Annotated in this window: 12 protein-coding genes; 8 read left to right on the top strand and 4 right to left on the bottom strand. The window is 45.4% G+C overall.

The window, feature by feature from the left end:
- Positions 1–28: 28 nt before the first annotated feature.
- The 4 genes from H6F72_RS12270 to H6F72_RS12255 all read left to right on the top strand — a co-directional run bounded on the left by H6F72_RS12270 (position 29) and on the right by H6F72_RS12255 (position 6,466).
- Positions 29–415, top strand: coding sequence for a hypothetical protein (locus H6F72_RS12270; RefSeq protein WP_190435479.1), 387 nt, complete (start codon positions 29–31; stop codon positions 413–415).
- A 12-nt stretch (positions 416–427) separates the two neighbouring features.
- Positions 428–4,279 carry a caspase family protein gene (locus H6F72_RS12265; RefSeq protein WP_190435476.1) on the top strand — a complete coding sequence of 1,284 codons (3,852 nt, stop codon included), beginning with the start codon at positions 428–430 and terminating at the stop codon, positions 4,277–4,279.
- Between the two features lie 370 nt (positions 4,280–4,649).
- Positions 4,650–5,837 carry a class I SAM-dependent rRNA methyltransferase gene (locus H6F72_RS12260; RefSeq protein WP_190435473.1) on the top strand — a complete coding sequence of 396 codons (1,188 nt, stop codon included), beginning with the start codon at positions 4,650–4,652 and terminating at the stop codon, positions 5,835–5,837.
- Positions 5,838–5,911: 74 nt separating this feature from the next.
- Positions 5,912–6,466 (top strand): GNAT family N-acetyltransferase, encoded by a 555-nt coding sequence (locus H6F72_RS12255; RefSeq protein ID WP_190435471.1) that lies wholly within the window; start codon positions 5,912–5,914, stop codon positions 6,464–6,466.
- Positions 6,467–6,571: 105 nt separating this feature from the next.
- Here H6F72_RS12255 and H6F72_RS12250 read toward each other — a convergent pair whose 3' ends face one another.
- Both H6F72_RS12250 and H6F72_RS12245 read right to left on the bottom strand, forming a co-directional pair.
- Entirely contained in the window at positions 6,572–7,111 is a 540-nt protein-coding gene (locus H6F72_RS12250; RefSeq protein ID WP_190435469.1) for a hypothetical protein, read from the bottom strand.
- 182 nt (positions 7,112–7,293) lie between these two features.
- Positions 7,294–7,632 (bottom strand): metalloregulator ArsR/SmtB family transcription factor, encoded by a 339-nt coding sequence (locus H6F72_RS12245; protein WP_190435466.1) that lies wholly within the window; start codon positions 7,630–7,632, stop codon positions 7,294–7,296.
- Between the two features lie 148 nt (positions 7,633–7,780).
- Between H6F72_RS12245 and trxA the strand changes: the two genes are divergently transcribed.
- A complete protein-coding gene (gene trxA / locus H6F72_RS12240) occupies positions 7,781–8,176 on the top strand; it encodes a thioredoxin (protein ID WP_255527338.1) in 396 nt (131 codons plus the stop codon).
- Between the two features lie 38 nt (positions 8,177–8,214).
- On the top strand, positions 8,215–9,345 hold the full coding sequence (locus tag H6F72_RS12235; protein ID WP_190435460.1) for an alkene reductase: 1,131 nt from the start codon (positions 8,215–8,217) through the stop codon (positions 9,343–9,345).
- Positions 9,346–9,457: 112 nt separating this feature from the next.
- Here the strand turns inward: H6F72_RS12235 and H6F72_RS12230 are convergent, their stop codons facing one another.
- Positions 9,458–10,279, bottom strand: a complete 822-nt coding sequence (locus H6F72_RS12230) for a C39 family peptidase (protein ID WP_190435457.1) — start codon at positions 10,277–10,279, stop codon at positions 9,458–9,460.
- Between the two features lie 254 nt (positions 10,280–10,533).
- Between H6F72_RS12230 and H6F72_RS12225 the strand changes: the two genes are divergently transcribed.
- Positions 10,534–11,850 carry a GTPase gene (locus tag H6F72_RS12225; RefSeq protein WP_190435453.1) on the top strand — a complete coding sequence of 439 codons (1,317 nt, stop codon included), beginning with the start codon at positions 10,534–10,536 and terminating at the stop codon, positions 11,848–11,850.
- A gap of 101 nt (positions 11,851–11,951) precedes the next feature.
- Here the strand turns inward: H6F72_RS12225 and H6F72_RS12220 are convergent, their stop codons facing one another.
- A complete protein-coding gene (locus tag H6F72_RS12220; RefSeq protein ID WP_190435449.1) occupies positions 11,952–12,152 on the bottom strand; it encodes a hypothetical protein in 201 nt (66 codons plus the stop codon).
- A gap of 246 nt (positions 12,153–12,398) precedes the next feature.
- On the opposite strand from H6F72_RS12220, the gene H6F72_RS12215 reads away from it, so the two are divergent.
- Positions 12,399–12,917 (top strand): thiol-disulfide oxidoreductase DCC family protein, encoded by a 519-nt coding sequence (locus H6F72_RS12215; protein WP_190435447.1) that lies wholly within the window; start codon positions 12,399–12,401, stop codon positions 12,915–12,917.
- Positions 12,918–12,929 lie beyond the last annotated feature (12 nt).

Below are 12,929 nucleotides of genomic sequence, written 5' to 3'. Positions count from 1 at the left end.
TGAAATACATACACACCAAAAGAATGGTATGGCAAAGCAAACAGCGCAGCTATTGTTAAAGATCAGTTCTGAGCTAGACCTTGATGCCGAGGAACTAGAACAGCTAACACAACAGCTCCGCGAAGAACTGCTTGAGCTAGATGTAGAGTCTGTAAATTTAGTTCGTGCAGGAGAAGCACCAAAGGGTGCAAAAGTGGGTGATCCAATAAGCTGGGGAACAATTCTTGTAACTTTGCTTGCCGCTGGTGGAGTGGTCACAACATTAATTAATGCAATTCAATCTTGGCTTGCACGTGATGAGCGTCGCAGCATAATTATGGAAATCAATGGCGATAAGCTTCAGATAACGGGAGTTTCTTCCAAAGAACAACAGCAATTAATTGATGCTTGGATTGACAGACACACGAAGTCTTGATCTTTATTCTGTATGGCTGAAGCTCGGTTTGCCTTAATTATTGCTAATTACGAGTTCCAAGATAAAGATAATTTGGAACCTTTGGCTGCTCCAGCCGAAGATGCTAAAGCTCTTGCTCGAATATTGGAAAACCCAGAGCTTGGCGAGTTTCAAGTAAAAACATTACTCAATAAACCTACACGAATTATTAAGCAGGAAATTGAAGCCTTTTTTCGTGCTCGTAAACGTGAAGACTTGCTTTTACTTTATTTTTCTGGTCATGGAGTCAAAGATCCAGATGACGGAAAACTTTACTTTGCTAGTCAGGATACTGACTGTAAATTTCTTCGCTCTACCGCTGTGTCTGCTGAATTTATTAACAGCGAGATGCAGCGTAGTCGATCGAAACTGCAAGTACTTTTACTCGACTGTTGTTTCAGTGGAGCCTTTGCAAAGGGAACAAAAACAGCTAGTGTAAAAACGAATATTCAAGATGAATTTCAGGGAAAAGGTCGGGTTGTTTTAACTGCAACTGACAGTATGAATTACGCCTTTGAGGGCGAAGAAACTGATGGTGAGAGCAGATGCTCAGTCTTTACTCATACTTTAGTAAGGGGCTTGGAAACGGGAGAAGCTGATCTAGATCGAGATGGATTTGTTTCTACTGATGAACTTTACAACTATATATATGAACGTGTGGCCGTTGAAAAGCCAGAGCAGAAGCCACAAAAGTGGGATTTTGGCTTAGAGAGCAAGATTCTCCTTACAAAAGTTCCATTAGCTAACGTTAAACCTTTAATTAAAGCTCAGAAATTTGTACCTGATGGCTTTGAAATTTTGAATGAGGATTTTTTCAAGCTTAGAGGACAACGACAAGAATCCTCAATTCTTAAATTAAGAACAGCCACTTGGGCGCTGATCACACAGGGAAATTACATTAAGCGTGATCAACAGAATGAGGCATTAAATATTTCAAAACAACTGAAAGAATTTGGAGGAACTTCGCTTTTCCTAATTCAAGGCGAGCCAGGAGCAGGAAAAACAGCATTGCTAAAATGGTTGACATATGAACTATTTCAAAACGGGTGTTTAGTTTTAGAAAAGAAAGATAAAGATCAAGAATGGCTCAAAAAGTTGCGCAGCTTCTCAGAGCAGGTTGAGGAACAACACTTTTATGTACTTGCCGATGATGTTTTTCGTGATGAATCAGTTTTAGAAGAGCTAGAGCAAAATCCAGTTCCATTCCCTTTTACTTTGCTAGGAACAACACGTCCAAGTGAAGATCAGCACGAAAGTTTGGATGGACTAGGCTATAGACTAAATTTACTCACCATTCAAAGGCCAAGCAAACTTGAGAAACAAAGAATTCTATCAAAAGTTCGTCAAAACTTAGAGACAAAAAATAGACTAGATCGGATGTCATCAGTAGATAAAAATAGACTGATGAATGCTCCAGCGATGTTGGTGTTGATGCTTCAATTAACTGAAGGAAAGCCTTTTGATCAGATTATTGCTGATATTGTTAAAGGCTTACCTAATAGTACTAGTTATCCTATTTATCAAGTTTTTGGATTGATTTGTAGTTTCTTTCAATATGGAGTTATTGTTCCGTTTGAATTTATACCTAGCTGTCTGGATGAATACCATAGCAAAGCAGTTCAAGACGTAATTGATTTTGCTGAGACAAGAGAGTTGGCAGGAGTAGTCCGTACAATCTGTAAAGAAAGGTTTGAGGGTTTAGGAGTAATTCATGAATTGATTGCGCAGAAAGCAATAGAGCTAAATTATAAACCTCGTTATGATGAAAATCCACCTTATTCAGCTCGTGCTTTAGATCGTTACCTTTCTAAAATAGTACAATTTCTAACTCCAGATAATAAAGTCCACAAATCTTGGCTATGCTATGCGCTTCGATTAATCACTATTGGTAATGCTAATCTTGTTCGAAGAATCTTAAGTGACTACGCATTACAAATGGAAGCCTTACAGCAAGGAAGCACAATATCGGATTGGTTGGTATGGGAAAAAATGTACGAAGTAATAGGTTTAGTTGATGAACAAATTAGATGCCAGAATCAAATCCTGGCTACTACACCTTACAATTCTTCCGAATGGACTTATTGGCTATCATTAGTAGAAAAGTTTGCTGATCAGAAGCAAAAGCAGGAGTCAATTTCAAAAGTCTTCGCTTGGCTTAGAATTAATTCAGGAAATCGTGATCTTTATAACAAATATCTTGTGTTTGTTAGAAAAAATGGAGAACTTGATGACCAACAAGAGGCAGTTAGACAAGCTAGTGTTTGGTTGAAGAAACATCCATACGCTTTAGAAGTTTACAGAGCCTATTTTATTTTATTAAAGAAGTTAGAAAAATTAGAACAAATACAAGAAGAGATTACTAAGATAGTAGTTTGGATTGTTGATTGGCTTCAAGAACATCCAAATGATCAGCGAATTTCCAAGCAATGCCGCCTCTTGATAAGGGATTACGGATCATCAGAGCAGGAAAAAGAGCTGATTGATCGAATAAGGGATCAAACTGCTGCTTTGTTCAAAGAAAATCCAGATGATAGAGAAGCATTTCACAAGTATCTGGCCCAAGTAAAGAAAAGTGGAACATTTGAGGAGAAAAAAAAGGCCATTCAAGAGACTGGTAGTTGGATAGAAATCTATCCAAATGATTCAAATGTTCGTATTATCAACTTGTCTTTGACTGAAGAGCAGGGAACAAGAGAGCAGAAGCAGAAAGCGATTCACGAGACGAGTGAGTGGCTTAAAGATTATCCAAGCACTTGGCAAGATATTTTACTCAAATACCTTGCTCTAATTGATCAAGTGGGGAGTAGACATCATCAACAAGGTGCAATTGCTTATATTAAAAATTGGTTGCAATTATATCCAAATGATCTTGCCCCTCGTAAACACTATCTTATGCTTTTTGAGAGAATTAATGTAAGTTTTGTGGAACTTCAGGCTATTGTTAATGAGCAATGGTTTTGGATGAGTCAACAGCAGAAGGTAGATCTAGATCTCTGGTATGTGTTTCTTCCCATTCTTAAACGTTGTAATCAACCAGCATTAATTAAAACTGTTACTAGTTGCGCAATAAAGCAGTATCCTCAAGACAAGAAGATTGTTTGTTATGTTTTTTGCTATTTCAGAAATTATTTAGATCTTGAAACTTGCTTCGATCTAGCTAACTTTATCTTTAGAAATTATAAAAGTCCGCGAACAAGTCAGTACAAAGATTTGCTCAGTGTCGCGGATTTTTTTCTTGATTACGACGAACTAGATACTGCAAAAAGAATCTACCAGAAAGTTTTAAGCTTGGCTAAGCCACAGCTTAATCCTAGCGATGACAATATTAAGTTTCAAAATTTTCTTAATCGGATGGTTAGCCTTGCATCTATAGGTTATGCTCATGTTTTGTTGAAATCTAATACTCCTAAGAAGATAGCTGATAATCTAACTCATGTACTGGTATCAGATCCGAACAATGCTACTTGCTATTGGATTTTAGCTAAATCTTACTGGGCGAGAGGTTCATTTTTCTATAATCATGCCATAGATAATTTTCGGAAAGCTATTGATTTTGATAGACGGAAGGAGGGTTTCTTTTGGTATGAGTTCGGGTGCTTTTATCGTGATGCTTTAGATGATTGTATTAAAGCTCGTCAGTGTTTTGAAAACTCTTTAAAGCAAAAGACTAACCTTTCAGCTTGTCTTGATCTAGCTGAAATAGAGATTGAGAATGAAAATTTCAGTCGAGCCAGAAATCTTTTACAAGATGGACTTGCTCTAAACCTCAAAACGCGCCTAGAGCAGGAAAAGCGGAAAAGGTTAGAACCTAAAATTCAAGCAATACAGAAGTTAGTTCAAGGGTAGATATAACAACCTATATTATTAAATAATTTAATATCCGTTAATGAGTTTTTGTTTTTTTTAAGGAGCTCTATGAAAATACTTAAAGTCACTAAAGCGATTAATCTTTACCTTTAAAGGTGAGACAAAAGTCTAACAACTATTAAACACATCTAATAAAAATCATATCGTAGGCAAAGAGGTAACGAGAAAACTATGGTTGCTACTGTTACTCTACAAATTCCAAACCTAATCTATCAGCGGTTAGTCAATACTACTAACGCAACTGGACGATCGCTCCAACATTAGAATCGATACTTGAGCGATCGCACCTGTATAGTTGAAAAGGACTATTTTAGGCGCAGCGACAAGAAACGGCTGTTTAACTGAGATCATGGCAAAGCTGCCCCACATTCAACTTCCCACTGCACTCAAAGAGCGACTCCTCCAAGGGCATCCTTGGGTCTACCGTAACCATGTCCCGTCGAATCTGCATTTCCCATCTGGAACTTGGGTGCGCGCGCGTTGTGGCAACTGGACAGGCTATGGTCTGTGGGATGCTAATGGCCCGATCGCGATTCGGATTTTTTCGGAGGAGCAAGTTCCAGATCCACGCTGGCTCCGGGAACAAGTCCAGGCAGCTTGGGACTTACGCTCTCCTCTCAGAGACAAAGGTTGTACCGCATATCGGTGGTTGTTTGGAGAAGGAGATGGCTTGCCAGGGATCACAGTGGATCTCTACAACGACTTTGCCGTAGTGCAAACTTACATGGAAGGAGCGGCTGTGCTCCTGGATTGGCTAGTGGATGCGCTCAAAGCTGCCAAACCGCTACAAGGCATTTTCCTCCGCACTCAACATAGAGCCTCTGATGAAGGGACTGATAATAAACCTGATAGCAAGATAGAGCGGTTGTGGGGCCAGGCTGCACCGGATGATTTGGTGGTGAAAGAGCACGGGCTATCGTTTCAGGTGAATTTGTATTCTGGGCAAAAGACGGGGCTGTTTCTAGACCATCGCGAAAACCGCCGCTTTGTCCAAGACTTGAGTCAAGGACGTGAGGTACTGAATTGCTTTGCATACACTGGAGCTTTCTCGTTGTATGCCCTGCGTGGTAAAGCCCAACACGTTACCAGCGTAGACATTGGCAAAGGATTGGCGGAAGCGGCAAATACCAATATTGCTCTCAATGGTTTAGACCCCGATCGCCACACCTTTGTCACGCAAGATTGTTTCAATCTGCTCAATAGCTACGCAGAACAAAAGCGCTTTTTTGATTTGGTGATTCTTGACCCGCCCAGCTTCGCCAAGAGTAAGCAAAATCGCCATGCTGCCCAAAGAGCTTATGTCAAACTCAATGCGTTGGCTCTGCGCTGTGTAGCTCCCAAGGGCTTATTGGTAAGCGGAAGTTGTACGAGCCAAGTTAGCCCAGAGGCATTTAAGGAAGCGATCGCGGCAGCAGGAGCTTCAGCAGGGCGACGCGTGCAAATCATCCATGAAGCGGGCCAACCCCTCGATCATCCTGTCCCTGCCCACTTCCCCGAAGGCCGCTATCTCAAGTTTGTGGTGGGGCGAGTGAGATAACTAGAGAGTCAAGTAACGACTGAAGTTTAGAATTCTGTTCGCGATCGCCTTCGGGCTACTGTAGAAGAAAAACGATGGAGATCGTCACTAAAAGATTTCTACTGCGAGACTTTATCCAAGAAGATGAGCCTGCTTTTATGGCTTATCATGCCGATCCAAGATATGCCGAATTCTGTGCGCCCGAAGAGGTGACACCCAACCGAACCCGTGAATTGCTCCACCTGTTCAGCCAGTGGGCAACCGAATCTCCCCGTCGCAACTATCAGCTTGCCATCCGCGATCGCCGGAAATCGAATGAGCTGATCGGCTGTGGTGGGCTGCGCCGTGAAGGTTATGGTGCTGATCAAGCAGAACTAGGGATTGAGTTAGCTCCCCAGTTTTGGGGACGTTATGCCTACGCAATCGAGATCGCTCAAGCCTTGATTCAGTTTGGCTTCCGTGATTTGGGATTAAAAGAGATCCGGGGTGTTTCTGTGAGTGCAAACTTGCGAGTCACCCGTTTAGCTCAACGGTATGGGTTTGTCGAAGTTGGCTCACGTCCTAGCCCTAGTTGGATGACTGCACGGGGATGGAGCCAAACTGAATGGCAACTAACGCGGGAGGCGTGGGAGCATTTATCAGCCGTCTGACCAGCGGATGACAGCGGGTGAAATTGAGGATGTAGTTATATCCAAAGTCTAGCGAATGGCTACCTAAGCCTAGGGTTACCATTCGCTAAAAGCGATCGCTTGCTTCTACTTGCGATCGGCAGCAGCTTGACGAGAGATAGCGACAAAAGCAGCAAAAGGATACTCAATTAAGACAGGATCTTCAGGGACAAAGCGCCCTTTCAGAGGTGCCTTTTGACCCAACCCCTGCAAAGAGGCGATCGCGATGGGGGCTTTCAGTTTCTCTAATTCTTGCACTTCCCAGTAAATCGCCCAAGTCGGTCTCGCTCCAGCAGTAGATTGAGGACGAAACATCGATTTGCCTGGGTAACGGCCATTGCGAGAAGGTACATGCCCAATGTAACGGGCGCGCCACCAAACTTCGGGATTTAATGGCTGATCTCCTTGAGCCTCAGAAGCGTAAATTAACACTTCGACCGCGCGTTCTTTGCGAAGCTCATCCGCTTTCCGAATGACTTCAAAGGCCATACTACCAAAAGCCACCTTGGGCAACCCTTCGTTTGTGACTTCATCTAAGTTGAGTTGAGCAGCGATCGCTTCTAGTCCCGAAAGCAGGTGAATTTCTGGGACAGGAGCAAGAATCGCAAACGTGCGTGTCGTCTCCATTCATGCATCTTCTAAGCTTCCTTAAGCATTCTAGGCCGTCTTGCCGCTTCTGGAGATTTTCTCTGAAGCGAGCTAAATAAGATTGCTTTGACAGCTTGGGTGCGTAGGCACAAAACTTGCTGCTACGGAAATACTGTGGTTCAGCCAATTAAAAATTGCGCTAAGAAATCCTTTAATTAGATTTAATTAGAACTATTGGCGTTAGGCAGCCCTTTGATGCTGGCTAAACAGTGGGCGAGTAGACAGCGATTAAGCGAGCTGTATTTGGTTTGTCCTTCCTTTCTGACTTGGACTAGGCCGCAGTCAACCAAAGTTTTGGAGTGATGGCAGAATAAGGCCAGGCTAATTTCTAGATGGTTGGCGAGTTCGGAGCCGCTCATTTCTACGGCCTGGGCTAACAGATCCACAATTCGTAGACGGGTGGGATCGCCAAGAGCTGCAAAGATCTTAGCCCGTTGTTCTGAGTCTAGTTTTAGGAGCGGGGCAGAGCTGCGAGATGAATCAAGGTTGGAGTCGAGCATGGGGCGATCGCAAGGGTAGAACCCCTTTTTATGGCTAATGATTCTACTTCTATCTTAAGGCGTAAAAGCTTTTACTTAAATACTTAAACAAGTACTTGACGATTGAGAATAGGTTGTCTACTATTTAGTTAAACGGTTGTTTAACTACTTGACTACAGCAACCAACTGGAGGCGTAACGCCATGTCAGATCATTATCAATCCATCAAGCTGACCGACGAAAACTTTGACAGCGAAGTGCTGGCTAGCTCCATGCCCGTGTTAGTAGATTTTTGGGCTCCTTGGTGTGGGCCTTGCCGAATGCTCAGCCCCATTGTGGAAGAATTAGCCGCAGAGTTTGAAGGGCAAGCAAAAGTGGCCAAGCTCAATGTGGACGACTACGAGCAACTTGCCACGAAATACAACATCAGCGCTATCCCTACTCTCATTTTCTTCCAAGATGGTCATGCCGTTGACCAAGTGAGTGGAGTGGTGCGGATGCAAGTCTTAGCAGATAAGCTCAACGCCTTGCTACGCCGCGATCGTGCTTCTCATTCCGCTGCCTAACTTCGTTGATTTTCAGGAATCTCAGGGAGATTTTGTTCATGAGTGCCAATGTTGATCTGCTCTCTCCGGTAAAGCTCGGTCCTTACGAATTGCCGAATCGCTTAGTGATGGCTCCGCTAACTCGCAATCGGGCGAGTGCAGGATATGTACCTGGAGACTTAATCGCGACTTATTACGCTCAGCGAGCTTCGGCAGGTTTGATCATCAGTGAAGCCAGCCAAGTGTCACCGCAGGGTTTGGGATATCCCAGTACTCCTGGGATTTACTCACCAGAACAGGTGGCAGGATGGCGGCTCATCACCGATGCTGTGCATGCCAAGGGAGGTCGGATCTTTCTGCAACTTTGGCACGTGGGACGAATCTCCCATCCTTCTTTGCAACCTGATGGGGCGTTGCCTGTAGCTCCTTCCGCGATCGCTCCTACAGGACAAGCTTCTACCTACGAAGGGATGCAGCCCTTTATCACGCCTCGCGCTCTAGAAACTCATGAGATTCCTGGGATCGTAGAGCAATATCGCCAAGGAGCACAAAATGCTCTAGAAGCTGGGTTTGATGGGGTAGAAATCCACGCGGCCAACGGCTATCTGATCGATCAGTTTTTGCGGGATGGCACCAACCACCGCACAGACGAATATGGTGGTTCGATTGAAAACCGAGCTAGGTTCTTGTTGGAAGTCACAGCAGCAGTGACTAGTGTGTGGGGCGGCGTTGGCGAAGCCTCCCGGAACGGGAATCGCGTTGGAGTTCGTCTCTCTCCCAGCGGTTCCTTCAACAGCATGTCTGACTCTGATCCTGTGGCAACGTTTACCTATGCAGCTCAAGCGTTAAACCAGTTCAATTTGGCTTATCTACATATTGTGGAACCCAGAGCTGATGAAAACTTTACCGCTGACACACCCGCATCTCGCTTGACCACAGGCTACTTCCGCTCGATCTTCAAAGGCACGCTGATTGCTGCGGGGGGCTACGATCGCGAGACTGGCAATGCGGCATTAGCCAACGGAGAAGCAGATTTGGTCGCTTATGGCAGACACTTTATTGCCAATCCAGATCTACCAGAACGCTTTGCTCTCAATGCTCCGCTCAATCCTGCCGATCGCTCTACTTTCTACGGAGGAGATGAGCGGGGCTATATCGATTACCCCACTTTAGCTCTCCAATCTGCCTAAATGCTTTCACCCTAACCAGCGCTTGACCGAAACACTCAACTAACTTCACGCGATCGCCTGATTTAAGCACAGGCGATCGCTTTTTTAGTTTTTGTGTATGTTGCAGAATGCCTCAAGCTTTCGCAAGACGATGGAGCCAAATAAAGTTGGGGCCTTCTGGTGAACACTTGCTTTGGATCAACTGATTAGAATAATGGAGATTTTCCCCAGATAAATCGTTTCTGTAGCCTGATGCAAACCACTCCCCATAAGGATCGTTGACATAGAAACCGTTGGCGTCATAACCACGAACCACCATAATGTGACCGAAGCTCGTGAAGTAGCCATGAATAATACAGGGTCTCCCTTCTGCGATCGCTTTACGGATATCCGACAGCCGCGCTTGAGTCGTGAAATCTACCTTTAACCCATAAGCTCGACCCATTTTTGCTAAATCCAGCGGTTCCCAACGGGACAAACCATTGCGCTCCATATAGCGATACAGTTCATCCTCTAGCTGTCCCACCCCGGTGCGTCCCTTAATTTGGAGGTATGCCATTACCATCGCGTAGGAGGTGACATTACAAGCGCCAGTAGGATTTAAGGCATTATCTAACTGGCTTTTGTGGGGAATATTCAGCGTTTTGCGTTCTGGTAGACGGCGAGTCGGGAGCGGCAGTGAAATCTTCGGCCCTGGGGGAGCGGCTGTCGTCACTTTATTTTGATTATTGATTAGTTGAGTATGGGGTGTATAAACATACCAAGTATTTTGGGGTGGTGTTCCTAGAACATCTTTGAGGAGTGCCACCTTGAGATGATTCTTGCCTACTGCTTTCCACGAATGAACCTCAAATACTTTCCCTGCTTCGACCTGGACTTTGTCTGATTCAGGCAACTTGGCAGAATCATCCGTGGATTGCTTAAAAGTAGTATTGCGAATAACTTTGAGTTTCATAATTTCATTGAAGATCAACTCAAGGGGACAGTTCCACCATATCTCTGCCTCAACCCTGTTCTGATAGCTTAAGCGATCGCGCGATCGCCGCTATTGCCACTCAATCCTTGAACTCAATCCTTGGTCTACAGGGCTTGGCGCGGACTTCGCTAAAATGGCTATAAGTAGCTCCTAAGTTTAACAATCTTAAGAATCTACTCCCTGAAGCTCTCTCCCACTTCAGTCAAGTTGCCCCTCGTTGCTGTGTTGATGCCATGACCCAACCCCCTGACGCAGATTCTCAATCCGCTCATCCACCAACTCCAGGCATGACCCCTGAAGCGGGCAAAGAAGCTTGGAAGCAGCGTATTTCGGGGGTTTGGAGCAATGCTACAACTCGCCTCACCAAACTCTTGCCAATGGAGCAAGTCACGCAACTGACATCAGGCTGGTTCAACGTCAGCGAAGAGCAGGTTGCCGAAATTTTAGAGAAAGTGCGGGCCGAGTTGCCTACCACGGAAGCGCTGCTGATTGGCAAACCCCAATCTGGCAAGAGCTCCATTGTCCGAGGCTTGACAGGAGTTTCATCGGAGATCGTAGGCCAGGGTTTTCGGCCTCACACCCAGCATACGGAGCGCTATGCCTACCCTTCCAACGATTTACCGTTGCTGATTTTTACCGATACGGTTGGGCTAGGTGACGTGAATCGGGAGACGCAGCTAGTCATTCAGGAACTCATTGGGGATCTACAGCAACAAACCCAATGTGCCAGAGTGTTAATTCTCACGGTCAAAATTAATGACTTTGCTACCGATACGTTGCGTCAGATTGCTCAGCAACTGCGACAACGTTATCCCGAAATCCCCTGCCTGCTGGCAGTGACTTGCTTACATGAGCTGTATCCCTCTGGCACCGGTGATCATCCGGCGTATCCCCCTGACTATACAGAAGTAAACCGCGCCTTTAGCGCTTTGCAGAACGCTTTTGGGGAGTTATGCGATCGCGCTGTCTTAATCGACTTCACACTCGAAGAAGATGACTATCATCCAGTCTTTTATGGGTTAGAAGCCTTCCGTGATGCCTTAGCTGATTTACTGCCAGAAGCAGAAGCGCAAGCAATTCATCAACTGCTAGAGCAAGGTGCTGGTGAGAAAATTGGTAATCTTTACCGAGATGTCAGCCGCCGCTATCTATTGGCCTTCTCCATCAGTGCTGCGACTCTCGCCGCTGTACCATTACCGTTTGCTACCATGCCTGTCCTCACCGCTTTGCAGGTGTCGCTAGTGGGTTTACTGGGTAAACTTTACGGCCAAACCCTTACCCCATCTCAAGCAGGTGGTGTCGTCAGTGCGATCGCAGGTGGTTTTGTAGCGCAGGCGATCGGACGAGAACTGGTCAAGTTTATTCCTGGCTTCGGCAGTGTGATCGCTGCATCTTGGGCAGCAGCTTATACCTGGGCTTTGGGTGAAGGAGCTTGTGTTTATTTCGGCGACTTAATGGGTGGCAAAAAGCCTGATCCCCAAAAAATTCAGACGGTGATGCAAGAAGCTTTCAAATCCGCTCAAGAGCGCTTCAAAGGAATTAAGCCGTAGGGGCGAGCCTTGTAGTTGCCCTCATCTTGTGTTGCCCTGATGCATTCAGGGGGCAGGTGCAAAACCCGCCCCTACAGTCATTGTTGCCATGTGACGCGTGTCTATCTCAGCAGCCTGGTAACTCTTGCGTCGTACTCAGTACCTCGTGGGTAGTCACTTCTAGCCTGATCGCAGGCGATACCACCCGCTTTTTGCATAGACTCAGCATCGATTTCGTATCGGGTTGTGCCGTGGTTAAAGGTCGTGCATAGCTGCTCAGCACACTCTTTGATATCAACCCATACTTCGTAAGTGTGAACCATTTCGGAGCCTCCTCGTTTAACTCGAAACGATGGGAATCGCTTCAGTATAAAAACATTGGGCTGGGGTCATCTGGGGAGAAAGACAATTCTTTAGTTGTTGTTATCTAAGTTAGAAGCCTGTTACAGCAGGCAAATAATTAGCCGTATCGGACGGTAATCTGCTACGCCTTTTAATTGTTAATTTTCTTAAAATACTAAGTAAGCTAATACTCCTCTTACTTGAGCACTCATCACCCTAGAACTGCTATGCCCTTAAATGCCTACGAAGATGCCTCGTCTACTCAACTGCCGCTATCCGGAGTTAAAACCGTAGCCGCTGTCCCCTCCTGGAAAATTAAGTTGCTGTATGACGGTGAATGCCCGTTGTGCTTGCGGGAAGTTAATTTCTTGGCTAAGCGCGATGCAGGCCGAGGATTAGTCGCATGTGTAGACATTGCCAAGGATGACTACGAGCCCCAAGCCAATGGTGGAGTAGATTTTGCAGCGGCTATGGGACGCATTCATGCCGTGCTAGCCGATGGCACCGTGATCAAGAATGTGGAAGTGTTTCGCCGAGTTTATGAAATTCTGGGGATGGGCTGGATCTACGCCGCCACAAAATGGCCTGTAATTGGACCCATTGTGGATCGCCTGTATGACTTTTGGGCAGATCGGCGACTGGCGCTGACGGGACGACCCCATTTAGCAGCGATCGCGGCAGAACGCCAGCAGCGACTAGAATGCCAGACTCAAGGACGCTGTCAATTGGCTCACGATGATGTTTAACTATGGATGCAT

It is taken from the genome of Trichocoleus sp. FACHB-46, from assembly GCF_014695385.1.
In the GTDB taxonomy this organism is placed as follows: domain Bacteria; phylum Cyanobacteriota; class Cyanobacteriia; order FACHB-46; family FACHB-46; genus Trichocoleus.
This window is presented reverse-complemented; position numbering and strand designations above follow the sequence as displayed.